Origin of the sequence: Pantoea sp. Z09, assembly GCF_022394795.1 — a bacterium.
Taxonomy (GTDB): domain Bacteria; phylum Pseudomonadota; class Gammaproteobacteria; order Enterobacterales; family Enterobacteriaceae; genus Pantoea; species Pantoea latae.
Genome location: NZ_CP092373.1, coordinates 2,234,476 through 2,256,256, shown reverse-complemented (window position 1 = coordinate 2,256,256; position 21,781 = coordinate 2,234,476). Strand labels below are relative to the sequence as shown.

Below are 21,781 nucleotides of genomic sequence, written 5' to 3'. Positions count from 1 at the left end.
ATGCGCATCGACGCGCATCACCATTACTGGCGCTACGACGCGACGAGCTATCCCTGGATCGCCGACAGCATGACGCGTCTGCAACAGGATTTTCTGCCGCAGGACCTTGCGCCGCTGCTGGCGCAACACCGGCTGGCGGGATCGATTGCGGTGCAGGCGCGGCAGAGCGCGGCGGAGACGCAGCAGCTGCTGCAGTGGGCGCAGGCGCTGCCGGCCACGCAGGTGGTGGGCTGGATCGACGTCACGGCGGCGGATCTGGCACCGCAGCTGGCGGCGCTGCGCCATCCGCGGCTGCGGGGATTTCGCCATCTGGTGCAGGATGAACCCGCTCCTGCTGGCTGGCTAAGGCAGCCGCGCGTGGCGGCGGGTATGCAGCAGCTGCAGGCGCAGCGTTACGTGTGGGAGATGCTGGTGACCTGGCGTCATCTGGCGGACGCCACGCAGTTTGCCGCGCGGCACGATCGCCACTGGCTGGTGCTTGACCATCTCGGCAAGCCGGATATTGCGCGCGGCGCGCAGGCCTGGGGCGAGCAGGTGGCCGAGCTGGCCGCGATGCCGCACGTGGTCTGCAAGCTCTCCGGGCTGGTGACCGAAGCGCCGCAGGGGCAGTGGAGCCGTGCGCAGCTGCGGCCCTTTATCGACGAAGCGCTGGCGCGTTTTGGGCCCGAGCGGCTGATGTTCGGCTCGGACTGGCCGGTCTGCTTGCTGGCGGCGGAGTATCACGCGGTGGCGCAGCTGGTTGACGAGGCAGCCGCTGAGCTGTCAACACACGAACAGGCCGCCCTCTGGGGCGAAACGGCCGCGCAGGTGTATGGCCTGACAGGAGAGAACAATGAATCTGTTTTTGCAGGATAAGGTGGTTATCGTCACCGGCGGCGGATCGGGCATCGGCGCCGCTATCTCCTGCCTGCTGGCGGAAGAGGGCGCGATCCCGGCAATCGTCACCAACGCGCAGCCGGATGAGAGGTGGCTGGCCGCGCTGCGTGAGCAACAGCCGCAAACCGAGGTCATCCTTGCCGATCTGTGCGACGAGCAGCAGTGCCAGCGCGCGGTTGAGAGGGTGCAGCAGCGCTTCGGGCGCATCGACGGGCTGGTGAACAATGCGGGCGTCAACGACGGCGTCGGGCTGGACGCGGGGCGCAGCGCCTTTGTTGCCTCGCTGGAGAAGAACCTGCTGCACTATTACCAGATGACGCACTTCTGCCAGCGCGCGCTGGAGAGAAGCCGTGGCGCCATCGTCAATATCGCGTCAAAAACCGCGCTGAGCGGGCAGGGCGGCACCAGCGGCTACTGCGCGGCAAAAGGAGCGATTCTGGCGCTGACGCGGGAGTGGGCGGTGTCGCTGCGGCACAGCGGCGTGCGGGTGAACGCCGTGGTGCCCGCCGAAGTGATGACGCCGCTTTATGAACGCTGGATTGGCACCTTTGCCGATCCCGCGGGCGAACTGGCAAAAATTACCCAGCGTATTCCGCTCGGCCAGCGCATGACCACGCCAGAGGAGATCGCCAACACCGTGCTGTTTTTGCTTTCGTCGCGCGCCTCGCACACCACCGGCGAGTGGCTGAGCGTCGACGGCGGCTATCTGCATCTCGATCGGGCGCTGCTATGAGCGGCGTCACCGCGCGCTACGCCCTAGCGCTGGATCTGGCGGACGAGGCGGAGAAGATCGCCGAATATCAGCGGCTGCATCAGCGCATCTGGCCGGAGGTGGCGCAGCATCTGCGCCAGCACGGCGTCGTCAATATGGAGATATACCGGCTCGGCACGCGCCTTTTTATGGTGATGGAGGTGAACAGACGCTTTAACGCGCAGGATTTTGCTCAGGCCTCTGAACAGGATCCGCACATTCAGCGCTGGGAGGCGCTGATGTGGCAGTTTCAACGGCCAACGCCCTGGACGCCCACAGGGGAAAAATGGGTGGCGATGGCGCGAATATTCTCTTTGCAGGACCAATAACAACACTTACCGACTCTACGCTACGAGGATATAACCATGGCAATACAACGCGTCGAGACGCCGGAAAATATCGGCGTCGGGGGATCGATCAGCCTGCGCTGGGCGTTCATGCTGATCACCACCCTGTTTTTTATGTGGGGCGTCTCCTACGGCCTGCTGGATGTGCTGAATAAACACTTCCAGGAAACGTTAAGCGTCACCAAAGCGCAATCGGGATTATTACAGGCGGCCTATTTTGGCGCCTATTTTATCGTGGCGCTGCCGGCCGGCTATTTTATGCGTCGTCACGGCTATAAGGCCGGCATCCTGGCGGGACTGGCGCTCTACGCCCTTGGCGCGCTGCTGTTTGTGCCGGCGGCGATGGTCAATAATTTCTCCGTGTTTCTGTTTGCGCTGTTCGTGCTGGCGTGCGGGCTGGGCTGTCTGGAAACCGCCGCCAACCCCTACGCCACGGTGCTGGGCGATGCCAGCGGCGCGGAGCGTCGTCTTAACCTGGCGCAGTCCTTTAACGGCCTCGGGCAGTTTGTCGGGCCGATGATCGGCGGCTCGCTGTTTTTCACCCACGCCACGCAGGATGCGGCGCAGGAGAGCGTAAAAACCACCTATGTGGTGATCGCCTTTGTGGTGATTGCCATTGCGCTGCTGTTTAAACGCACCGCCTTGCCCGATATCCGCGAGGCCGCCAGCGAACATGCGCAGCAGCCCGGCGCTACCCTGTGGCAGCAAAAACATTTTGTCGGCGGCGTGATTGCGCAGTTCTTTTACGTTGCGGCGCAGGTTGGCGTTGGCGCCTTCTTTATCAACTATGCCACCGAGCACTGGCACGGCGTCACCAACCAGAGCGCCTCCTATATGCTGTCGGTCGCGATGATCTGCTTTATGCTGGGCCGTTTCTTTTCCACCTGGCTGATGGGCCGCGTCAAGCCGGCGGCGATGCTGGCGGCCTATGCGCTGATCAATATCGTACTGTGCGCCGTGGTGATGCTGGGCGCGGGCGATGTCTCAGTAGTGGCGCTGATTGCTATCTTCTTTTTTATGTCCACCATGTTCCCGACCATCTTTGCCATGGGGGTAAAAAACCTCGGACCCTCCACCAAACAGGCCAGCTCGTTTATGATCATGGCGATTGTCGGCGGCGCGATTATGCCCTATTTCATGGGGCTGATTTCCGACCATGTCAGCACCGCCGTGGCCTATGGCCTGCCGCTGCTCTGCTTTGGCGTAGTGCTGGTGTATGCGCTGAGACAGCGTCGCGCGTTATAAAGGAGGGGCGATCCGGCGGGATCGCCCGGTTTGCTTTATCCTTGAGCCGGCGCGGCCTTCATAGCCGGACGCTGCGGCAGCAGCCAGAGGAAAGCGATAATCATCACCGTTAGCGCCAGCGAGGCGCTATAGCGGCTCAGCGCAAGGCCGCCGGCGGCGACTGGCTTGTCGAGGAAGTCGCCCACCACCGCGCCCAGCGGGCGGGTCAGAATAAAGGCCGCCCAGAACAGCGCGGTGCGCGAAAGCGAGGTAAAGCGGCTCGCCACCCATATAAGGGCCAGCGCGCCGACAAACAGCAGGATGCCGCCGTCGTAGCCCAGTCCTTCGCTGTCTGCCGTCCAGTCACCTAACGCGGTGCCCAGCGTTTGTGAAAACATAATGGTGACCCAGTAAAAGCACTCCGTAACGCCGTTGTTGACGGAGCTTACGGCGATGGTGCCGCAGGTCACGCGCCAGATAAACAGGGAGAGGATCAGCAGGGTGCTCAGCAGCAGCGTACCACCCAGATAGCCGATGCCCAGCGAGCGATCGGCAAAGTCCGCCAGCGTGGTGCCAACGGTGGTGGTGGCCACCACGGTAAACCAGTAGATCCATTTGTTGAAGCTGTGGCCTTTAATCTGCACCACCACAGCGACCAGAAAGATGATGGCAAAAATCAGCGTGCCGGTCAGGTAGCCAAGATTCATTGACATGGTCACCGCATCGCCGCCGGTTTCACCCAGGGTGGTCGCCGCGATTTTGGTTAACCAGAACGCCGCCGTGACGGCAGGAACTTTACTCAGAGATAGTGGGTCTGCGATCTTATTTTGCATAGGGAGTGCTCCGGAAAAGCCCAAAACGGGCTGATGCAGCACTGAAGCTATAGGATTATTCTTAAGAGAAGGTTAAGCGGGCGAGGCGACATGCAGAAGTGTGATCGCGCGCAGGAATGGGATAAGGGCGGAGAAGTTACAGGAGTGAAAAACACAATACAGTTACGCCTGCGTATATTAGCGATAGTCGCAATGGACCCAACTGTGAAATCAACCTTATCCCAGGTGGCGCCGCAATGACAACCGGATAGGGTTAAAGTAGCAGTAACGAAGGGCAGGTTTCGTACACCGATCAACGCCCAGATTCATAAACCCGGCAACATCTTTTACAGGATTGCAGTACAAGTCGTTATATATTTAAATGTATAGCGATGTTCATACCGAAAGAGGATGTTAAATGAATCTGTATATGTTCTATATTGGCGGCAATGCGGGTAAATCCAACATTGAAGTGCACGACATCCAGTTTGTTGCGGCAAACAAACCAGAGGATGCCTGGCCCGCTCTTCGTGACGTATGGTTTGGTGATAAAGATAAAATTCATATTGACGGCTACAGCCGTGTTACCTGGGCTGACGGATATTCTGTCACTCTGTCCGCTGAACCTTCCCGTTCAGCAAACAGGTTATTTTTCGTCAATGCAGGGGGCTACCGGCCTGATACGCTCGCTGAGTTACATGAATTCGATCTGTTTGTGGCCGAAAATGCGCAGCAGGCCAGGAAAAAAGCGTTACAGACGCTGCTGTGCGGCACCGACCATCAGCATAAGGATAATTTAAAGGACGTGGATGATTGCCTGTTGCTTGAAAAGATAGGTGAGTTCTTTATTCATTTGATTCCCTGCGACTCTGGACATCGTGATCAACCAGAGTGGCAGGGTTATCAACCTATAGGTATCTGACACTGGCCAGGCTGCAGGCGCGGCGATAATAGCAAAACATTTTTCTACCCGGCAGGTTATCTTAATTCCTGCCTAATCAACGGAGAAAGGACACTACCGTGAAAATCTACTGGACCCTGAAAAGCATCCCTGAACTGGCCGATTTATCCCTGTGGGAACGCGGCAGGCGGTGGCGGAGCGCATATAAGTCCGTTTATCGGCACTGGGAAACCTGGTGCGGGCTCGCGCTATGCGGTGGCTGTGCGGGTGTGGGCGCCCATGTATTTGATAGGGTGGGCGGCATACTGATGGCCGCACTGGGCGGTTTTCTGTACGGCCAAATAGCAACATACGTTGTCCTTAAATATTACCGCTATCGACTGCGCGGCGGAGCCAGGTAATTTTAGGAACGAACAACTTTTCCGCTCTGCAACTTCGCAATGGCATGCAATTTAGCTAACCGAAGCTGCTAATTAATTGCTAATAGATCCAGCAAAGCGTTTATTGAGCGTTTTGGATTAGAACATGAGCGGGGCGGGAGCGCGTTCTGGAGAAGGTCATTGATAGAATGGGGATCTGTTTTATTTCAACGGGTCAATATTGTGAATGCATTAAAAAAAATCATTGCCGCTGGTATTTTGTCCATTTTGAGTGGTGCGGCTCAGGCTAATCCCCCTGTCTCTTTCAAATTGTCCAGCCCGGAAATCAAAAATGGCCACTTTGAAAATAGCCATCTGAGCAGCGCCGCGTTGGGTTTGGGATGTGTTGGGGGAAATCGTTCACCTGCTCTTGAATGGGAACATGCTCCTGCTGGCACGCAGAGTTTTGTGCTGGAGATATTTGATAAAGATGCCCCAACGGGACACGGATGGGTGCACTGGACAGTGGTCAATATACCAGCCAGTAGCCACGCGCTTGCGGCTGGTATAGGATCAGATAATAAGGGATTGCCGTTACCTGCCTTTCAAACTCGCACCGATTTCGGTATACCGGGATACGGTGGGCCATGCCCGCCCGCCGGGCAGACACACCACTATGTGATCACCCTTAAAGCGCTGAATATTGCCACGCTGCCTCATGTTACAGCCGATGCTACTCCGGCTCTGGTTGGCTATCTTGCTAACATGAATATTCTTGCAGCAGCCCGTCTGGAAGTGATACAGAGCCGGTAATATTTCCAGGTTATGTCAGGGCAACGGGCGTTTACTGCACGCGAATTTGCTTTGGATTAAAACCATAGCGGGCACGGAAACGGGCAGAAAACTTCGATGGATTTTCATAACCCACGCTCAGCGCTATCTGGAATATTGTCTGGTCTGTAACCTGTAATAGTGCCAGGGCATGTCCCATTCTGGCTTCGGTGACAACATTCTTGAAAGAGGTATTTTCAGCATTAAGCCTGCGGCGCAATGTCGCCTCTGACATGGCAAAGTGACGGGAAATTTCTGATGCTGTCCAGTTTTTCAGGAGATCTTTTAATACCAGCTTTCTGATGCGCTGACTCAGCATTATGTTTGCCGCTGGCTTCAGCATCAGACCGAAACTTTCTAACCATAGGCACATTTCCTCCATGCGTTTCATTGCCACTCTGTCGGGAATGCCTGCGGTGTCCCGAATCGAGATGACCGCATGGTCGAAAGCCTGGCGAAAAACGAGGCTCACATCGCGGAGCACGCGCGGCATATTGCTTTCGTTTTCGCCAGTGGGGTCATATAGCGTTAATAAAGGAAAGCTCAGCCACACGGCCTCAAAAGGCGTGTGGTTTGATGGAGGAATATTGGTTACATCGAGTGAGCTTCCCGCACTGACCAATATGGCCTCGCCTGCAGACACAAGTATATCCTGGCCGCGCCACGCAATGCTTTTTTGCCCCTGGCGGACCATAACCAGCAGTGTTTCATCAATAAAAATCTGGTTTGTGAGTAAGCGTTCGACCTGAATAACATGGGCGGTACTGGCTATAGCCTCACGACTCCATAATGTCCTTGATGTTTTAAGCATGTGTCCTGTCTGAATGTCGGGAATGAAATACGAAAAAAGTCACTGTTATCGGACTGTATAACACGACAATTATTACCGCCAGGCATTTCCCCCGGCAGCGGCAGACCTGCCATCCAGTCGCGTACCGGGACGGAAGTGAGATTCACCTTATCCATGAAGCCTGCTGACAAGTTTACTGAATAATAATATGCACGTTGGATTCAATATTAACCTGATAGCGAAAAGTGGACGTCAAACCTGAGCATCAGCGGAGTTTACTCTCCCTCTCCAGGCGCGCTTATTCAGCATCACAAAAGATGATATTGTGTTTTACAGTAGCTAAACCTCAACCAGGATGGTTTTAAAATGAATGGCTCTTGTTTGTGTGGCACGGTGGTATTTGAATTATCTGATAAGCCAGCACGCTTTTATCGCTGCCACTGCTCGCTTTGCCGAAAGCAGAGTGGCGTAGGCTACAATCTCGCCACGCTGGTGAAAGGTGAGGGGTTTCGCTGGATCACAGGAGAAAACCATATCGCTTCATGGTCTAAACCTACTGGTTATCGCACCGATTTTTGCCAGCTATGTGGCTCGACGGTGCCTAATCCTTTGCGCGACCAACCTTATGTCTGGATCCCTGTGGGTTTACTGGATGAAAGCAGTGACATGGAATGTGCAGGCGATTTCTGTACTGATGATGCCATGCCCTGGGATAAAACGCGTTCAGCTAACCACCATCCAGGCGCTGTCGATTCACTGGCATCACTTTTAGAAAGCCTGAATATCGCGCTCTAATGCTGGCTCCTTGCCTCTGGTATCGGGTAGTAAAATGATAAACACGTTGGCTATTAACCAAACCAGAGGCTAACGGACGTTAACAAACAGCGTTGCCTTTACGGTTAAAGTTCTCTTAACAGCCTGGCGGGGTTACCCGCATAGATACCTTTAATCAGTATGGGTTTGGTCACCACGCTGCCTGCGCCGACAACCGCGCCACTACAGATTTCAGTTGTCAAAATGGTTGCGCCGCTACCTATGGTTACATCATCGCCTAATACAATGCGGATCCAGTTATCCGTGGTCGTGTCAGGACGACCCGTTTTAAACAAGTCGTTGGCGAAGTTAACGCCATGCCCAATAAAACACGCTTTACCCGTTGTCACATTTTCACAGATGAATGTATGAGACTGGACGCGGGTTCTGCTGCCGATAACACACCCTTTTTGTATTTCAACAAAGGGACCAATAAAGACATCGTCGCCCAGCTTACATTCATAAATATTCACAGGCATAACAACCCTGACATTCTGCCCTTCTTCAACATCGCGAATAGTGCTTTCGAAAATCTGCATATCACCTTTTACCTGGTTTCACTCTTTAGCGTTAAGATCGGTTAAAAAGCCAGAATGCCGTAATTTTTTACTTAGTAAAGATGAAAAATCTACGCCGAATTGACGCGGCTAAGACCAGCCAGCCTGTTGTACTTTGCTTTCGCAACATCGATTCTCGTCCCCGGCTATGATGGCCGGTTCCTGCCGGCTGCATCCACCCAAAACCCTGCGACCTTAGCAGCGAAAACAGGTCAAACCGCGCAAAAATCCACCACCGTCACCTTTATTGCCCGCCTTAACCCGCAGCTTCGTTCAGGTTGTTCTATCTTTAATGTCGTTAAAAAAATAAACCAACCGCTGGAGCATGGGTTAATGTCGAAAGAAACAGAGAAACAACCACTGAGCCACCGCGCGCCCACCACGGGCCCTGAATCCTCAGAACCGGGTTTAGGTTCGCTGGCACCGAAGGATGGGTCGCATCAGCCTTCGCCTGAGCCGACCCCGCCGGGCAAACAGCCAACCGCGCCAGGCAGCCTGAAAGCTCCGCAGACGCATAACGCCAAACTCGACCAGCTCGAAGCCAGCCGTAAAAACGGCACCGACCGCGCCCTTACCACCAATCAGGGCACACGCATCGCCAACGATCAAAACTCGCTGCGCGCCGGTTCGCGCGGTCCGACGCTGCTGGAAGACTTCATTATGCGTGAGAAGATCACGCACTTTGACCATGAGCGTATCCCGGAGCGCATCGTGCACGCGCGCGGCTCGGCGGCGCACGGCTATTTTCAGCCTTACCGCTCGTTAAAAGATCTTACCAAAGCGCAGTTCCTCAGCGATCCCGAGCAGACCACGCCGGTTTTCGTGCGTTTCTCCACAGTGCAGGGCGGCGCGGGTTCCGCCGATACCGTGCGTGATATTCGCGGCTTCGCCGCCAAGTTCTACACCGAAGAGGGGGTGTTTGACCTCGTCGGCAACAACACGCCGGTGTTCTTTATTCAGGACGCGCATAAATTCCCTGACTTTGTGCACGCGGTTAAGCCAGAGCCGCACAACGAAATTCCGCAGGGCCAGAGCGCCCATGACACCTTCTGGGATTACGTCTCTCTGCAGCCGGAAACCATGCATAACGTCATCTGGGCGATGTCCGATCGCGGCATTCCGCGCAGCTATCGCACCATGGAAGGGTTCGGTATCCACACCTTCCGCCTGATCAACGCCGAAGGCAAAGCGACCTTTGTTCGTTTCCACTGGAAGCCGGTGGCCGGTAAAGCGTCGCTGCTGTGGGATGAGTCGCAGAAGCTCACCGGTCGCGATCCCGATTTCCATCGCCGCGATCTGTGGGAGGCGATTGAAGCGGGGGACTACCCGGAATATGAGCTGGGGCTGCAGCTGATCCCGGAAGAGGATGAGTTCAAATTCGACTTCGATATTCTCGACGCCACCAAGCTGATCCCGGAGGCGCTGGTGCCGGTCGAGATCGTCGGCAAGATGGTGCTGAACCGTAACCCGGACAACTTCTTCGCGGAAACCGAGCAGGTGGCCTTCCACCCTGGCCATATCGTGCCGGGCCTGGATTTTACCAACGATCCGCTGCTGCAGGGGCGTCTGTTCTCCTACACCGACACCCAGATCAGCCGTCTGGGCGGGCCGAACTTCCACGAAATCCCGATCAACCGTCCGACCTGTCCTTACCATAATTTCCAGCGTCAGGGCATGCATCGTCAGGATATCGATACCAACCCGGCCAACTACGAGCCGAACTCCATCAACGACAACTGGCCGCGCGAAACGCCGCCGGCTGCTGAAGGCGGCGGTTTTGAAAGCTATCAGGAGCGGGTGGAAGGCCACAAGGTGCGCGAGCGTAGCCCCTCATTCGGAGAGTACTATGCCCAGCCGCGTCTGTTCTGGCTGAGCCAGACCGAGGTAGAGCAGCAGCACATCATCGGCGCCTACTCGTTTGAGCTGAGCAAGGTGGCGCGCGCCTATATCCGCGAGCGCGTGGTGGATCAGCTGGCGCGCATCGATATCGCACTGGCGCAGGGCGTGGCGGATAACCTCGGCATCGCCCTGACCGACGAGCAGCGTAATATTCAGCCGCCGGCGGCGGTAAATGGCCTGACCAAAGATGAGAGCCTGAGCCTCTATGCGAAGCCTGATGGCGAAATCAAAGGGCGTCAGGTCGCGCTGCTGATCAGCGATGGCGTCAAAGCCGCCGATGTGCTGAGCATCCTGCAGGCGCTGAAAGCCGAAGGCGTGCACGCCAAACTGCTGGCGCCGCATATGGGCCAGGTGCGCGCCGATGACGGCTCCGTGCTGCCGGTCGACGCCACCTTCGCCGGTCTGCCTTCTCTGACGTTTGACGCGGCGATCGTGCCGGACGGCAATATTGATGCGCTGCTGCTGAGCGGCGATGCCCGTTACTTCCTGCTGGAAGCCTACAAGCATCTCAAGGTGATTGGGCTGGTGGGTGGCGCGCGCCGCTTTAAAGCACAGTTCGGTCTGGAGGATGCGGACCAGGAAGAGGGAATTGTGCAGGGCGACAAAGCGGAGAGCGCGCTGATGGCGCAGTTCACGCAGGCGATGAAGGCGCACCGCGTCTGGTCACGCAGCCAGAAGGCTAAATCCATTCCGGCCTGACGGGATCCCGCAGGAGAGGAAACCGGGGCGCCATGTTTTCATGGCGCCCTTTTTTCGTGTAAGGGGGCAGTTAAACACGCATCTGCGCAAGATCGGCCAGCAAGCCCGGACCCGTCGGCTGCCATCCCAGCTGCGCCTGGGTGAGGGCGCCTGAGGCTGACATATCCAGCGCGACAAACTTGCTCAGCCAGCCAAAGTGCGCGGCGGCGTCAGCAGCGTTGATGCTTTTCACCGGAAGGTCAAGCAGGCGTCCAATGGTTTCGGCAAGGGTGCGCAATCGAATACCCTCTTCAGCCACGGCGTGATATCGACTGCCCGGCGCCGCCCGGTTCAGGGCCAGCAGGTAGAGCGCTGCCGCATCGTTCAGATGCACCGCAGACCAGCGAGTCTCCCCATCGTCAATCCAGGCCGACACGCCTTTCTCTCGGGCAAGCGCAATCAGCGGCGTAATCAGGCCCTGTTTTACCCGGTTGTGCACCTGAGAAAGGCGGATAAAAGAGACGTTGACGTTATTGCTCAACGCCGCGACGCCCGCCAGCTCTGACGCTTTACGCGGGTTGGGCTGTTCAGCATTGAAGTGATTTTCCACCGCGAGCGCGCCGGGTTTGTCCGCACCCATCCCGACAACCGAGGTGATCAGCAAAGGACGTGACGAGCCTTGCAGCGCGCGGGCGAGAGCGTCGATCGCCAGCCCGTCCCTTGCGCAGTTTGCGGGGAAGGTCGAAAAATCGTGATTGAACGCGGTGTGGATAACCCCATCGCTGGCCATTGCGCCGCGCCGCAGGCTTTCCGGCTCGGTGATATCGCCCGCCAGCGGCTCAACGCCCGCCGCGCGCAGCACCGCAGCTCCCTGCTGGCTGCGGGTGGGCCCGGTCACCTGATGGCCCGCCGCGATAAGCTGCGCCGCCACCGCCGAACCAATAAATCCGGTCGCTCCTGTCAAAAATATACGCATGCTCTCTGCCTTATCAGTAGGGAGGATTGCACTGTCAATCCAGCAGGGTCACTGTAAGCGCGGTCGCCAATACGATCTATGTGATAAAGTCGCTTTTTTATGTCTGATAGTCTGAGATTAAGATGGATTTACTGTCACAGCTGCTGTCGCTGCTTAAACCGGAAAGCTATGTCTCGGGCGGCGTGATGCTCGCGCCTGAACGGTCGGTGCAGTGGCCTTCTCATGACGGCGTAAAATGCTACGCCATCGTCTCGGGCGAGTGCTGGCTCGCGGTAGAGGGAGGTGCGCCGCTAAGGCTGCAAAAAGGCGACTGCTTTCTGCTGCCGCCTGGGCCCGCTTTCAGGCTGGCAACCGCGCTGTCGGCGCCAACGGTGGATTTCACCCGTGTGCGCACCGGTATGGTCTCTGCGGCAGCCGAAGTACAGGACGCAGCGTCAGGCTGCTTGCTGGCGGGCGGCCACTTTCTGCTGGCCGGGCGCGCGGCGAAGATGCTGCTGGATCCCTTGCCGACCGTGGTGCATATCCGCAACCCCGCAGACAGGGCCGCAATGCAGTGGGCGCTGGAAAGAATGGTTGAGGAGATCCGCGCGCCGCAGCCAGGCAGCGCGCTGATAGTGCAGCAGCTGGCATTTATGCTGCTGATACAGGCGCTGCGGCTCTATGCCAGCAGCAGTGAGAACACCGGCTGGCTGGCTGCTCTGCGCAACAAAAAACTGGCCGCTGCGCTGGTCAGTATGCACCAGCATCCCGAACAAAAATGGACGCTCGCGCAGCTTGCCGGCGAGGCGGGCATGTCGCGTGCGGTCTTTGCCAGACGATTTAAACAAACCGTGGGGATCGCGCCTGTCGACTATCTGACGCAGTGGAGAATGCTGATGGCCTGCGAGCGGTTGACCCATTCAGACGACACCATCGCGCAGGTAGCCGCCGCGTCTGGCTATGAGTCTGAGAGCGCCTTCGCCAAAGCCTTTAAGCAGGTGATCGGCTGTCCGCCAGGCAAGATCGCCGCGCCGCGCAAGGGCTAAACTCTGCCCCTTCAGGCTGCTGCTGCCCACCTCAACGCACACTTCCGATATCACATCAGTGATACCAATCACACTAATCGCTGAAGCTATTGGCGTGCGCGTCGATAACCTCCTCTCAGCGCCTCTTTAGCGCTGAACAGGGAACATGAGTACTGATTGCGAACGGACCTGCTTTTAGCCCCTCTTTTTTCAACACACCAGCAATTCTTTGATTACAGCGGAAATAATAATATGTCTCTCTTTAAGAGAATGGGTAAAAGCGTTATCGGTTCCCGTTTTGCCGGCGCGTCACAGCCCGCTAACGGTATTTTTAACTGTCAGGATCTACCGGCATCGCTCTCTGCGGCAGGCATCAACCGGCGCGCGGCGGGCATCCTGCTGACGTTCGTGCCGCCGGAGGCAAATTTCCATCAGGTCAGCCAGGCATGGCAGCGTTTTACCTCAGCGGATCTGACCGTGATTACGCTCTCCTCCAACGGCGCGCTCAGCGCCAGCGGCAGGCAGACCACCTACTGCAAAGGGGATGGACAAGAGGGAAGCTGGCTCTGGCTGCCCCGCAGCCTGATTGCGCAGCATGAAACTCATATCGTCGACCTGCATCTTGATGATGCCCATACGGCGACCGATCGCATTCGTGCCATCGAAGGGGAACTGGCCGCGCTGCAGCTGCAGATGCCGCTCTCCGCTGACCGCACCTTCGCCATGATCTACTGCGACGGGCTTTCGGCGTCGGAAGGTTTTCTGATGCAGGCCTGGTACAACAGCGGCCGCTTTCCCTGCCTGGCAATTGGCGGCTCCGCCGGCGGCCGCGTGAGCTTCGACGGCACCTGGATCGGCGTCGGCGGACGCGTGCTGCAGGGCAAAGCCGTTATCGTGTTCTGCCGCATGGCGGCGGGAAAATCGTTCTCGCCCTTTAAGAGCCAGAACTTTGAGCCGCTGAATAAAAGCTGGCTTATTGCAGAAGCGGATCCGGTGACGCGCACCCTGACCTCGGTGTTCAACGCGCAGGGACAGCAGAAGCCCTTTACCCAGGCGCTGGCGGAGCATCTGGCATGTCGCGAGCAAGAGCTGACGGAGCGGCTCAAAGGGCTGACCTTCGCCGTTAAGGTCGGCGATGCCTTTTTTATTCGCTCGGTGGCAAAGATAGAAAACCAGAAGCTGCACTTTTTCTGCGATCTGGAGTTTGGCGATCGGCTCTTTTTAATGCGCGAAACCGATTTCAAACAGGCCACGCTGCGCGACTGGCAGGCGTTTACCGCGCGCCACGGCAAGCCGGCGGCCGTGCTGATGAACGACTGCATCCTGCGCCGCGCGGGCAATGTCGATCGGCTGCACGACGCCCATTTCTTTAAGGGCATTCCCGCCGCCGGTTTCTCCAGCTTTGGCGAAATTCTTGGCGTGCCGATCAACCAGACCCTCTCTGCGCTGGTGTTTTTTAACCATGAGGCGAATGCCATGGCGCACTTTCCGGTGGAGTATGCCAGCTATGCCGCACACTACGCGCAGCGCGCGCTGCGCCGCTGGGAGGCGCTGAACCGCGTGCAGTCAGGGGTGCTGGCGCGCGTGGTCAACTATCAGCAGGAATTAGCTCCGATTGTGCAGGCGCTGCCGGTGCTGGAGGCGGCCACCCAGAGCCAGAGCGAGGCGCTGACCTTGGCCGAAAGCGCCATCCGCGGCATTAGCGATCTCGCCAGAGAGAGCCAGCAGGCGCAAAGCCGCCTGGGCGAAGGGCTGGACGATCTGGAAGCGATCTCGAACGGCATCAACGTCATCACGCATGGCATCAGCGATATCGCCTTCCAGACCAATATTCTGGCGCTTAACGCGGCGGTGGAAGCCGCGCGCGCCGGCGAGGCGGGCAGGGGATTTGCCGTGGTGGCGGGCGAGGTGCGCCGTCTGGCGCACTCCTCCCGCGAGCAGGCGGAAGCCACGGCGAGCAATATCAACGAGGCGGTAAGCACCATTTCACGCATTCGCGATGTAGCGACCCACACCGTTCAGACCGCCACCGATATGGCGGAACGCAGTATTCACGCCGCCGACAGCATTGCCGCCATGAGTCATCAAACGCGCCATGAGCGCGCCGATATGACCAAACAGCTGGACAGCCTGCGCACCCTGACGGCGGGCATGGACGCGATGCAGGAGGCGGTGGCGGAGCTGAAGGTGCTGCAAACCCTCTCCACCCGTCGCTAAGGCAGGGGAAAACGCAGCCCTAAACCGCAGATGCGCTCCTCAGCCGCTGGGTTTGCAGCCTGTACCAATCGTGACTACTGTTTCTGGACAGGCTGATAAAGCGACCGGCAAGGCGAAACAGGAGGAGCGATGAAGCGCGATGTCTTGAGTGAAGAGGATTACGATGAGGTGTGTCGCGTGATCGGCGATGCGGTGGTGGTGCTGGCGGAGTCGGGCCACGAAACCAAACGGGAAGAGATTTCCGGCCTGCTGAAGCGCGCGCGGCTGCATCGATCCCACAGCGAGCGCGATGAGCAGCGCATGCTGGAGCACGCTATTCGCCTGGTCAAGCCCTGAATGTCAAACCGGCCACCGCGCCGGTTTTTTTATGCCTGCCGCGCTGCTGGCGTCTGGCGGCAGGCGGGATACCAGCTCGCCAGAAAATGGCGCAGATGATCGAGGCACCATTCCGCCTCATCACGCTGCTGGCAGTAGTACATCACCGTGACCTTTTCATACTCCCGTCCACGCTGCCGCAGCGGCGACCAGCCCCAGTCGAGCACGCAGCGCGCGAAGTTAATCAGCGCGTCCGGCTCCAGCCCGTGCTGCGCCGCCTGCTCGCGCAGATAGCGGCCAAAGGCCTGATCGAGCGTCAGCGTCTCCTGTTGCGTCTCAGGCAGTTCGGGACGAAAGGCGAAATCGACGAAGCCGCACACCGCGTCGTCGCGCTGCTGCCAGTCACAGGCCAGCGTCATAAAGAGCCCGTCCTGCAGATTAATCTCTTCCAGCAAACGACGCAGATTAGCCGACTGCGCCAGCACCGCAATCTCATCAATGCGATCGGTCTGCAGGGTGAGGTCAATGCCGCACGGGTTCAGCGAGCCATCCTCGTTGCGCGTGGCGGGGAAGGGGAAATCGATATAGCCGTTGTTATCCAGTCGCTTTTCCATACGAGGTGAGCCTGCAGCCTGACAAGCCCCTGACAATAAACCATCTGGCCGCAGGACGCACGCTCAGGGGCACGTCCAGGTAATCATCGTATCTTCGTGCGGGTTGATCAGGCGGAACTGCTTATCTGACAGCCGCTGCGCGTAATAGCCTTCAGGGGTGACGGCGGAAGGCACATATTTGAAACGATCCAGCGATTGCAGTGTCCCACTCTGCACGTTAACCCCGTCGCGGCTGATGGTGAAGGCGCTGACGAGATCGAAGATCGTCGCCCGCGTCTGGCCCATCGGCTGCCCGTAGATGGTGCTGACTTCGCCCGGGCACTCCACCCCTTTCGGGCCGGAGGCGCAGCCGGCAAGCAGCGTAATAATAGTGAAAAGCGTGAGTCGCAACATATCCTGTACCTGCTTCAATCCCTGGGAATCCCGTGGCGCTGATTTCGACGCGTTGCGTCCCGGCTATTGTGATCATAGCAGGTCTGGCGCGGCTTCCCATTTGCAGTTCGATTAATAGTTAAGCTTTAAGCGTGCCAGAGGGTGACTTGAGTAGCACATTAAAGGTATTCTTGCCATCTTTGCGCACCAGTTGGGCGATTTAAGGGAAATTTAATGAAAGAAGAAGAAGCCAGTCTAATGATTATCCGTCATGCGATTGAAAAGCTTGAGGTTGAAAAAAAGCAACAGGTAATGGCATGCGTTGGGGCGATCCGCGACGTAATGCAGACGTTCGACGAGGAAAACGCCTACATGGCGCTGATGCTGATCGCCGCCGAGGTGGCTGCAGAATAATCCCCCGTCCGGCGCGGCAGGATGCGGCGCCGGGCTTCTATCGATTCATTTCCCCTACCAGCCAGCGGTGGATCACCGCGACGATCCAGGCCTGCTGCGCCTCGCTCAGCGGCTGATGGGCCGCAATATGGTGCCACTTCGCCAGACAGCCGCGACAGCAGGTCGCCGTGGCATGCTGGGCAATAAACACCGGATGACCGCGCATTGGCGTCTGCTTGCCGTCGTTAACCGGCTCCGCCGCCGCCAGACGCTGCGCGACGAAATCCGCCGCGTGCCGATCGATCACCTCGGGTCCTTTCGCCAGACAGTACGCTCGCTCTTTCGCCCCCAGATGAAAGCGGCGACGAAACGGCGACTGCGCCAGCCGCTGAAACAGCGCATCCTCGCGGGTCATGACATCTCCTTTAGGAATCAATGCGTTTTCAACCTGTTCCTGGTTTCGCTTTCGTCACGCTGTGCTAAACCTAATGCGAACCCAGGCAAGGAGGAAACATGAAAAAAACACTCACGATGATCGCTATGCTGAGCGCGGGCCTGATGCTGGCCGGCTGCGCCAACGACCATGTGCTGCACACCAACGACGGCCGCACCATTGTGGCGCAGGGCAAGCCGCAGGTGGATAGCGATACCGGTATGATCACCTATAAAGACGTCTACGGTAAAGAGCAGCAGATCAATCGCGACGCCATCAAAGATATGTCGGAAGTCGGGGATTAACGACAGCTTTTGACACATTTCGGCCCGCCCTGCGCGGGCCGTTTCGCTTTATGGGGCTGCTGGATATGTTACTCTGAAAATAATCAGATAAATCAGAGCATAACTTCAACGGAGCCTGAAAAATGAAAGCCCTTCTCGTGACCCTCGGCCTGCTAGGCTGCCATATCGCGCCCGCCTGGAGCGAAACCGAGTTTCAGATCACCTGTCCGGGCCGTCCCACCATGACCATCTCCCGCGCCGAGTATGGCCTCAGCACCCTGACGTGGCCGCAGCACCATTTTCAGATCGCCGCAGGCCAGCAGCGGATCCGCACCGAGGAGGGCGACAAGGTCTCCATTACCCGCTTTCGCAACGGCGATCGGCTGATCGTCAACAAGGCCAGCGAGGAAACCTTCTTCGTTTACCGCGACAGCGACCGGCTGTTACCCTGTAGCCGCAGCGAAACGCGCGATGTCGAGCAGCTGTCGCTGGAGCGCTATGACGATCGCGACCATCCGCACTCTTAACCCGCTTTAGCCGGAGAGCCTATGCAACTGAACGTGACGGAGAGGGTAACCCATCAGGATCTTGATGAGGTACGCCTGGGACTGAATGCCTTCAACAGCCGCTTTATCAATATCGACGAGTTAAAAGCGATCGGCGTCTTCGTCACCGACGAGCACGGCGTCAAGCTGGCGGGGCTGACCGGCTCTACCACCGGCAACTGGCTGCGCATCGACATGCTGTGGGTCAGCGACGCGCTGCGTGGGCAGGGCGTCGGCACGCAGCTGATCAGGGCGGCGGAAGCGGAGGCGCGTCAGCGCGGCTGTCGCTACGCGCAGGTCGATACCGCCAGCTTTCAGGCGCGCCCGTTCTATGAAAAATTAGGTTACACCCTGCGTTTCAGCCTCGATCGCTATCCGCGTCACCATCAGCGCCACTACCTCAGCAAGGCGCTGTAGCTAAAACAGCGGCTGCTGGCGCATATCCAGCGGCTGCTGCTCCGCCTCGTCAATCGCCGCCAGCCAGCTTTGCAGCGTCACCTCTACCCAGGAGAGATGGCCGCGCGTGGTGCTCAGCAGCACCACGTCGGGACGCAGCGTGCGGTAGAACTCCAGCGACTGCTGCAGCTCGTGCGGGTTGCTCTCCGGCACCAGCACGGTGATCCAGCGATGATGGTCGCGCGTCAGGGTATCGCCGACGAACAGGTAGGTGCGTCCCAGTGGAGAATGGTAGAGAAAGCTGCTGCTGCCCGGCGTATGGCCCGGCGTCGGCAGCAGATGGAAGTCGCCGAAGTGCGTCTCCTGCTGGGTAAAGGTATCGTCCGGCTCCAGCACGCGGCTGACCGGACCCAGCGAGCGGCTGTGGCAGTAGAGCGCGCTGCTGAAGCGCTGCTGGATGGCGCGTGCGCCGGGCGCCGCTTCATGCCAGTGCGTCAGGTAGTGGCGGATGACGCCGCCTTCGTCCGCCAGCGCCTCGTGATCGAGCGGATGCTCAACGCGGCCAATCAGCAGGTTGCCGCGCGGATGGCGCAGCATAAAGCCGTGCATCATCAGGTCGTTGACGGCCTCTTCTACCGGAAATTCCGGCGTGGAGATCCACAAATCGTCGTACAGCGGCTTCAATGGCGATCTCCCTGAGAACGGCTTATTGCTCGGGTAAAACCGGATGGCCGGTGGCCTGCAGCTCGGCCTGGTGGTCGGCCACGCGCAGGCAGGCGCGGGCGCCAAGCGGCAGCGTGACGGTATCCGCGTCGTGACCGAAGGCCAGATCGCTGATCACCGGCAGGCCGGTGAGGTCGCGCAGATAGCGCCAGACGCTGGCGAAATCAAAGCCGTTGTCATAGTCGCTCAGCGCGCTGCTGGTAAAGCTGCCGGTAATAATGGCGCGCTGTCGCGCCAGCACGCCGCTCTGCTGCAGCTGGATCAGCATGCGCTCGATGCGGAACGGATGCTCATTGACATCCTCGATCACCAGAATGCCGTCGTCGAACTGCGGCAGCCAGGGCGTGCCGATCAGCGAACAGATCATCGCCAGATTGCCGCCCCACAGCGTGCCCTGCCACTCGCCGGCGTCGGGCGTCTCGCTGCGCCAGCCCACTTTGACTGTAGGCGAAGTCAGCGCCTGCCAGAAGTGCGACAGGGTAAATTCAGATAAAGCCTCCGCGCCGAAGTTGCCCGCCAGCATGGGACCGCTGAAGCTCACCAGCCCGGTCTGCGCCAGCAGGGCGAGCTGCAGCGCGGTAAAGTCGCTGTGGCCGCACAGCGCCAGCGGCTGATTGAGCAGGCGACGCTGCAGGCCGACATAATCGATCTGCGCCAGCAGCCGACTGGCGCCGTAGCCGCCGCGCACCGCCAGCACGATATCGGGCAGCGTCTCAAGCTGCGCCAGCTGGTTAAACTCGGCGAGCCGCTCGGCGTCGGTGCCGGCGAAGCGCTGAAAACGGCGGGTGAGGGTTTCCAGGTTATCGACCTGATGGCCCGCCGCGCGCAGCCGCTCGACGCCGCGCCACGCGGCGGGCTGATTGTGACAATATCCAGAGGGCGAAACGAGGTGGATGGAGCGCGAAATCATAAGGCTATTCCTGCGGTTAGCGGGCGATTATCTGGCCGATGATGACGAAAAGCGCGACGGAAGTCACTGCGCGACACGCTTTTTTACGCAATTAAGATAAACGGCAATTTTGCTGCCGCGCGCGCCAGGTATGATAGCCTGCGACCCTATTGCATCAGGATGAATAATTGGTGAAATTTCGATACCTTGCCCTTTCCGCGCTGCTGCTCGCCGGCTGCGCCAGCGAGCCGCCAAAACAGGTCGTCAGACAACCCAACACGCCGTTAACCCAGGCGCCACCGTCAAATATCAACGCGGCCTGGGCGATGTTCACCGAAGATGCCGCCAGTCATTATGGCGTTGATGAGAAACTGCTCAGCGCCATTATTACTGTCGAGTCGGGCGGCAATCCCCGCGTCGTCAGCCGCTCCAACGCGGTGGGCCTGATGCAGATTAAAGCCGCGACGGCGGGCAGGGAGGTCTATCGCGTGCAGGGACGTCGCGGCCAGCCCTCTAACGCCGAGCTGCGCGATCCGGCAAAAAATATCGATATCGGCGCCGCCTATATCAAAATCCTGCAGCAGTCGGCGCTTGCCGGCATTCGCGATCCGCTGACGCTGCGCTACGCCACCATCGTCTCCTACGCCAACGGCGCGGGCGCGCTGCTGCGCACCTTCTCGCGCGACCGCGATCGCGCCATTGCCATGATTAACGCCATGTCGCCGGACGAGTTCTACCAGCACGTGCAGAACAAGCATCCTGCCGCGCAGGCGCCGCGCTACCTCTGGAAGGTGACCACGGCGTACCGCACCATCTAAAACGTTACTCCACCAGCAGCCGCGCGGTGGGGTAATCGACGATCAGCACGTTGACGTAGCCGCCGCGCAGCGCGCCGCGAATGGCGTGCGCTTTCTCTTTGCCGCCCGCCAGCGCCACCACCTGCTGGCAGTGGCGCACCTGCGCCAGCTCCATGCCAATCACCGGATCTTCCTCCGCGCTCAGCACCGGTTCGCCCTGCGCGTCGAAGTAGTGCAGGCAGATATCGCCCACCGCGCCGCGCTGCGCCAGGGTGCGCAGCATCTCTTCGTCGTAATAGTTGCCGGAGTTGCGCAGCAGCGCCGACGGCTCCAGGTCGCCGATGCCGACGATGGCCAGATCCACCTGCTCAAACTTCTCCAGCACCTCGGCGACGTCGGGGCTGGCGGCGAGCCGCTGACGATCCTGCACCGAATGCTCGATCGACTGCGACGGCAGCAGCCACGACGGGCAGTTGAGCAGCGCCGCCAGGTTCTGCGTCAGGATGGTCGCCTGCACGTTGCCGTTGGCGCCGACGCCGCCCAGCAGCTGGATCACCCCTTTGCAGGGCACGTTCAGCGGATGCAGCGCATCCACCATGGCGCGAATGGTGCCGCTCCAGGAGGAGATGCCGATCAGCTCGTCGGCGCGCAGCCGGGTCTCCAGATAGTGCGCCGCCGCCGAGCCGATCGCCTGCTTGATCTGCAGCGAGGAGGCGTTGTCCGGCACGTCCACCACAATCGCCTGCGGCAATCCGTAAGTCTGCTCGATCGCCTTCTCGATCGCCGGGAAAATATTGGCGGGCGGCACCACGCTGATCTTCACCACACCCTCTTTCACGCTGCGGTTGAGAATGCGCGAGACAAACGACTGCGATAACTTCAGCAGCTGCGCGATATCTGACTGCTTCATTCCTTCGCTGTAGTAAAGCGTGGCAATCTTCACCATCAGCCGTTGCTCATCCTGTTTCGCCATTCATCCTTCCTC

The 21,781-nt window shown here is 58.8% G+C and carries 27 protein-coding genes; 17 read left to right on the top strand and 10 right to left on the bottom strand.

Features of this window, described 5'->3' with window-relative positions:
* The 4 genes from MC269_RS10785 to MC269_RS10770 are packed head-to-tail and all read left to right on the top strand — an operon-like array spanning nucleotide 1 to nucleotide 3,219.
* Complete coding sequence (locus tag MC269_RS10785) at nucleotides 1-855, top strand: amidohydrolase (protein ID WP_239952390.1); 855 nt, start codon at nucleotides 1-3, stop codon at nucleotides 853-855.
* Complete coding sequence (locus MC269_RS10780; RefSeq protein ID WP_239952389.1) at nucleotides 833-1,609, top strand: SDR family oxidoreductase; 777 nt, start codon at nucleotides 833-835, stop codon at nucleotides 1,607-1,609. The genes MC269_RS10785 and MC269_RS10780 overlap by 23 nt, the downstream gene beginning before the upstream one ends.
* Nucleotides 1,606-1,956, top strand: coding sequence for an L-rhamnose mutarotase (locus MC269_RS10775; RefSeq protein ID WP_239952388.1), 351 nt, complete (start codon nucleotides 1,606-1,608; stop codon nucleotides 1,954-1,956). The genes MC269_RS10780 and MC269_RS10775 overlap by 4 nt, the downstream gene beginning before the upstream one ends.
* A 36-nt stretch (nucleotides 1,957-1,992) precedes the next feature.
* The gene (locus MC269_RS10770; protein ID WP_081141114.1) at nucleotides 1,993-3,219 is read left to right on the top strand and encodes a sugar MFS transporter; all 1,227 of its coding nucleotides are present in this window, start codon (nucleotides 1,993-1,995) and stop codon (nucleotides 3,217-3,219) included.
* A gap of 35 nt (nucleotides 3,220-3,254) precedes the next feature.
* Here MC269_RS10770 and MC269_RS10765 read toward each other — a convergent pair whose 3' ends face one another.
* Nucleotides 3,255-4,031, bottom strand: coding sequence for a hypothetical protein (locus MC269_RS10765; protein ID WP_239952387.1), 777 nt, complete (start codon nucleotides 4,029-4,031; stop codon nucleotides 3,255-3,257).
* 397 nt (nucleotides 4,032-4,428) lie between these two features.
* On the opposite strand from MC269_RS10765, the gene MC269_RS10760 reads away from it, so the two are divergent.
* The 3 genes from MC269_RS10760 (at nucleotide 4,429) to MC269_RS10750 (ending at nucleotide 6,083) form a co-directional block, all read left to right on the top strand.
* On the top strand, nucleotides 4,429-4,932 hold the full coding sequence (locus MC269_RS10760) for a DUF1543 domain-containing protein (RefSeq protein WP_239952386.1): 504 nt from the start codon (nucleotides 4,429-4,431) through the stop codon (nucleotides 4,930-4,932).
* 98 nt (nucleotides 4,933-5,030) lie between these two features.
* The gene (locus tag MC269_RS10755) at nucleotides 5,031-5,312 is read left to right on the top strand and encodes a hypothetical protein (RefSeq protein ID WP_239952385.1); all 282 of its coding nucleotides are present in this window, start codon (nucleotides 5,031-5,033) and stop codon (nucleotides 5,310-5,312) included.
* Nucleotides 5,313-5,471: 159 nt separating this feature from the next.
* Nucleotides 5,472-6,083, top strand: a complete 612-nt coding sequence (locus MC269_RS10750) for a YbhB/YbcL family Raf kinase inhibitor-like protein (protein WP_239952384.1) — start codon at nucleotides 5,472-5,474, stop codon at nucleotides 6,081-6,083.
* A gap of 31 nt (nucleotides 6,084-6,114) precedes the next feature.
* Here the strand turns inward: MC269_RS10750 and MC269_RS10745 are convergent, their stop codons facing one another.
* The gene (locus MC269_RS10745; RefSeq protein ID WP_239952383.1) at nucleotides 6,115-6,912 is read right to left on the bottom strand and encodes a helix-turn-helix transcriptional regulator; all 798 of its coding nucleotides are present in this window, start codon (nucleotides 6,910-6,912) and stop codon (nucleotides 6,115-6,117) included.
* A 345-nt stretch (nucleotides 6,913-7,257) separates the two neighbouring features.
* Here MC269_RS10745 and MC269_RS10740 point away from each other — a divergent pair, with 345 nt between their 5' ends.
* Nucleotides 7,258-7,686, top strand: a complete 429-nt coding sequence (locus tag MC269_RS10740; protein WP_239952382.1) for a GFA family protein — start codon at nucleotides 7,258-7,260, stop codon at nucleotides 7,684-7,686.
* Between the two features lie 104 nt (nucleotides 7,687-7,790).
* On the opposite strand, the gene MC269_RS10735 is transcribed toward MC269_RS10740, so the two are convergent.
* The gene (locus MC269_RS10735; RefSeq protein ID WP_239952381.1) at nucleotides 7,791-8,243 is read right to left on the bottom strand and encodes an acyltransferase; all 453 of its coding nucleotides are present in this window, start codon (nucleotides 8,241-8,243) and stop codon (nucleotides 7,791-7,793) included.
* A gap of 351 nt (nucleotides 8,244-8,594) precedes the next feature.
* Between MC269_RS10735 and katE the strand changes: the two genes are divergently transcribed.
* Nucleotides 8,595-10,859 carry a catalase HPII gene (katE, locus tag MC269_RS10730; RefSeq protein WP_239952380.1) on the top strand — a complete coding sequence of 755 codons (2,265 nt, stop codon included), beginning with the start codon at nucleotides 8,595-8,597 and terminating at the stop codon, nucleotides 10,857-10,859.
* A gap of 70 nt (nucleotides 10,860-10,929) precedes the next feature.
* Here the strand turns inward: katE and MC269_RS10725 are convergent, their stop codons facing one another.
* The gene (locus tag MC269_RS10725; protein ID WP_371824335.1) at nucleotides 10,930-11,814 is read right to left on the bottom strand and encodes an SDR family oxidoreductase; all 885 of its coding nucleotides are present in this window, start codon (nucleotides 11,812-11,814) and stop codon (nucleotides 10,930-10,932) included.
* Between the two features lie 122 nt (nucleotides 11,815-11,936).
* Between MC269_RS10725 and MC269_RS10720 the strand changes: the two genes are divergently transcribed.
* From MC269_RS10720 to MC269_RS10710, 3 genes are all read left to right on the top strand, one after another.
* Entirely contained in the window at nucleotides 11,937-12,839 is a 903-nt protein-coding gene (locus tag MC269_RS10720) for an AraC family transcriptional regulator (RefSeq protein ID WP_239952379.1), read from the top strand.
* Nucleotides 12,840-13,070: 231 nt separating this feature from the next.
* Nucleotides 13,071-15,035 carry a methyl-accepting chemotaxis protein gene (locus MC269_RS10715; RefSeq protein ID WP_239952378.1) on the top strand — a complete coding sequence of 655 codons (1,965 nt, stop codon included), beginning with the start codon at nucleotides 13,071-13,073 and terminating at the stop codon, nucleotides 15,033-15,035.
* Between the two features lie 129 nt (nucleotides 15,036-15,164).
* On the top strand, nucleotides 15,165-15,371 hold the full coding sequence (locus MC269_RS10710; RefSeq protein ID WP_081141125.1) for a DUF2767 family protein: 207 nt from the start codon (nucleotides 15,165-15,167) through the stop codon (nucleotides 15,369-15,371).
* A gap of 29 nt (nucleotides 15,372-15,400) precedes the next feature.
* Here MC269_RS10710 and MC269_RS10705 read toward each other — a convergent pair whose 3' ends face one another.
* Nucleotides 15,401-15,964 carry a hypothetical protein gene (locus MC269_RS10705; RefSeq protein ID WP_239952377.1) on the bottom strand — a complete coding sequence of 188 codons (564 nt, stop codon included), beginning with the start codon at nucleotides 15,962-15,964 and terminating at the stop codon, nucleotides 15,401-15,403.
* 63 nt (nucleotides 15,965-16,027) lie between these two features.
* Nucleotides 16,028-16,357 carry a hypothetical protein gene (locus MC269_RS10700; RefSeq protein ID WP_081141127.1) on the bottom strand — a complete coding sequence of 110 codons (330 nt, stop codon included), beginning with the start codon at nucleotides 16,355-16,357 and terminating at the stop codon, nucleotides 16,028-16,030.
* 213 nt (nucleotides 16,358-16,570) lie between these two features.
* On the opposite strand from MC269_RS10700, the gene MC269_RS10695 reads away from it, so the two are divergent.
* A complete protein-coding gene (locus MC269_RS10695) occupies nucleotides 16,571-16,750 on the top strand; it encodes a hypothetical protein (protein ID WP_081141128.1) in 180 nt (59 codons plus the stop codon).
* A gap of 37 nt (nucleotides 16,751-16,787) precedes the next feature.
* On the opposite strand, the gene MC269_RS10690 is transcribed toward MC269_RS10695, so the two are convergent.
* Nucleotides 16,788-17,144, bottom strand: a complete 357-nt coding sequence (locus MC269_RS10690; protein WP_081141129.1) for a DUF4186 domain-containing protein — start codon at nucleotides 17,142-17,144, stop codon at nucleotides 16,788-16,790.
* 98 nt (nucleotides 17,145-17,242) lie between these two features.
* On the opposite strand from MC269_RS10690, the gene MC269_RS10685 reads away from it, so the two are divergent.
* The 3 genes from MC269_RS10685 (at nucleotide 17,243) to MC269_RS10675 (ending at nucleotide 18,408) form a co-directional block, all read left to right on the top strand.
* A complete protein-coding gene (locus tag MC269_RS10685) occupies nucleotides 17,243-17,467 on the top strand; it encodes a YgdI/YgdR family lipoprotein (protein WP_081141130.1) in 225 nt (74 codons plus the stop codon).
* Between the two features lie 122 nt (nucleotides 17,468-17,589).
* Nucleotides 17,590-17,973 carry a hypothetical protein gene (locus tag MC269_RS10680; protein WP_239952376.1) on the top strand — a complete coding sequence of 128 codons (384 nt, stop codon included), beginning with the start codon at nucleotides 17,590-17,592 and terminating at the stop codon, nucleotides 17,971-17,973.
* A gap of 21 nt (nucleotides 17,974-17,994) precedes the next feature.
* On the top strand, nucleotides 17,995-18,408 hold the full coding sequence (locus tag MC269_RS10675) for a GNAT family N-acetyltransferase (protein ID WP_239952375.1): 414 nt from the start codon (nucleotides 17,995-17,997) through the stop codon (nucleotides 18,406-18,408).
* On the opposite strand, the gene MC269_RS10670 is transcribed toward MC269_RS10675, so the two are convergent.
* Together MC269_RS10670 and ldcA are read right to left on the bottom strand one after the other, a co-directional pair.
* A complete protein-coding gene (locus tag MC269_RS10670; protein ID WP_239952374.1) occupies nucleotides 18,409-19,071 on the bottom strand; it encodes an MBL fold metallo-hydrolase in 663 nt (220 codons plus the stop codon). It lies immediately after the preceding gene.
* A gap of 22 nt (nucleotides 19,072-19,093) precedes the next feature.
* Nucleotides 19,094-20,020 carry a muramoyltetrapeptide carboxypeptidase gene (gene ldcA, locus MC269_RS10665; protein ID WP_239952373.1) on the bottom strand — a complete coding sequence of 309 codons (927 nt, stop codon included), beginning with the start codon at nucleotides 20,018-20,020 and terminating at the stop codon, nucleotides 19,094-19,096.
* A gap of 167 nt (nucleotides 20,021-20,187) precedes the next feature.
* Here ldcA and emtA point away from each other — a divergent pair, with 167 nt between their 5' ends.
* Nucleotides 20,188-20,817, top strand: a complete 630-nt coding sequence (emtA, locus tag MC269_RS10660) for a membrane-bound lytic murein transglycosylase EmtA (protein WP_239952372.1) — start codon at nucleotides 20,188-20,190, stop codon at nucleotides 20,815-20,817.
* A gap of 4 nt (nucleotides 20,818-20,821) precedes the next feature.
* Here emtA and MC269_RS10655 read toward each other — a convergent pair whose 3' ends face one another.
* Nucleotides 20,822-21,769 carry a sugar-binding transcriptional regulator gene (locus tag MC269_RS10655; RefSeq protein WP_081141136.1) on the bottom strand — a complete coding sequence of 316 codons (948 nt, stop codon included), beginning with the start codon at nucleotides 21,767-21,769 and terminating at the stop codon, nucleotides 20,822-20,824.
* Nucleotides 21,770-21,781 lie beyond the last annotated feature (12 nt).

Excerpts from the sequence above, each read along its gene's own strand:
- MC269_RS10745 (WP_239952383.1), bottom strand. The coding sequence starts at position 6,912 with ATGCTTAAAACATCAAGGACATTATGGAGTCGTGAGGCTATAGCCAGT.
- MC269_RS10770 (WP_081141114.1), top strand. The coding sequence starts at position 1,993 with ATGGCAATACAACGCGTCGAGACGCCGGAAAATATCGGCGTCGGGGGA.
- MC269_RS10720 (WP_239952379.1), top strand. The coding sequence starts at position 11,937 with ATGGATTTACTGTCACAGCTGCTGTCGCTGCTTAAACCGGAAAGCTAT.
- ldcA (WP_239952373.1), bottom strand. The coding sequence starts at position 20,020 with ATGATTTCGCGCTCCATCCACCTCGTTTCGCCCTCTGGATATTGTCAC.
- MC269_RS10735 (WP_239952381.1), bottom strand. The coding sequence starts at position 8,243 with ATGCAGATTTTCGAAAGCACTATTCGCGATGTTGAAGAAGGGCAGAAT.
- MC269_RS10785 (WP_239952390.1), top strand. The coding sequence starts at position 1 with ATGCGCATCGACGCGCATCACCATTACTGGCGCTACGACGCGACGAGC.
- MC269_RS10685 (WP_081141130.1), top strand. The coding sequence starts at position 17,243 with ATGAAAAAAACACTCACGATGATCGCTATGCTGAGCGCGGGCCTGATG.
- MC269_RS10765 (WP_239952387.1), bottom strand. The coding sequence starts at position 4,031 with ATGCAAAATAAGATCGCAGACCCACTATCTCTGAGTAAAGTTCCTGCC.
- katE (WP_239952380.1), top strand. The coding sequence starts at position 8,595 with ATGTCGAAAGAAACAGAGAAACAACCACTGAGCCACCGCGCGCCCACC.
- MC269_RS10775 (WP_239952388.1), top strand. The coding sequence starts at position 1,606 with ATGAGCGGCGTCACCGCGCGCTACGCCCTAGCGCTGGATCTGGCGGAC.
- MC269_RS10760 (WP_239952386.1), top strand. The coding sequence starts at position 4,429 with ATGAATCTGTATATGTTCTATATTGGCGGCAATGCGGGTAAATCCAAC.
- MC269_RS10715 (WP_239952378.1), top strand. The coding sequence starts at position 13,071 with ATGTCTCTCTTTAAGAGAATGGGTAAAAGCGTTATCGGTTCCCGTTTT.
- MC269_RS10680 (WP_239952376.1), top strand. The coding sequence starts at position 17,590 with ATGAAAGCCCTTCTCGTGACCCTCGGCCTGCTAGGCTGCCATATCGCG.
- MC269_RS10710 (WP_081141125.1), top strand. The coding sequence starts at position 15,165 with ATGAAGCGCGATGTCTTGAGTGAAGAGGATTACGATGAGGTGTGTCGC.
- MC269_RS10700 (WP_081141127.1), bottom strand. The coding sequence starts at position 16,357 with ATGTTGCGACTCACGCTTTTCACTATTATTACGCTGCTTGCCGGCTGC.
- MC269_RS10690 (WP_081141129.1), bottom strand. The coding sequence starts at position 17,144 with ATGACCCGCGAGGATGCGCTGTTTCAGCGGCTGGCGCAGTCGCCGTTT.
- MC269_RS10655 (WP_081141136.1), bottom strand. The coding sequence starts at position 21,769 with ATGGCGAAACAGGATGAGCAACGGCTGATGGTGAAGATTGCCACGCTT.
- MC269_RS10780 (WP_239952389.1), top strand. The coding sequence starts at position 833 with ATGAATCTGTTTTTGCAGGATAAGGTGGTTATCGTCACCGGCGGCGGA.
- MC269_RS10675 (WP_239952375.1), top strand. The coding sequence starts at position 17,995 with ATGCAACTGAACGTGACGGAGAGGGTAACCCATCAGGATCTTGATGAG.
- MC269_RS10695 (WP_081141128.1), top strand. The coding sequence starts at position 16,571 with ATGAAAGAAGAAGAAGCCAGTCTAATGATTATCCGTCATGCGATTGAA.
- MC269_RS10740 (WP_239952382.1), top strand. The coding sequence starts at position 7,258 with ATGAATGGCTCTTGTTTGTGTGGCACGGTGGTATTTGAATTATCTGAT.
- MC269_RS10705 (WP_239952377.1), bottom strand. The coding sequence starts at position 15,964 with ATGGAAAAGCGACTGGATAACAACGGCTATATCGATTTCCCCTTCCCC.
- MC269_RS10725 (WP_371824335.1), bottom strand. The coding sequence starts at position 11,814 with ATGCGTATATTTTTGACAGGAGCGACCGGATTTATTGGTTCGGCGGTG.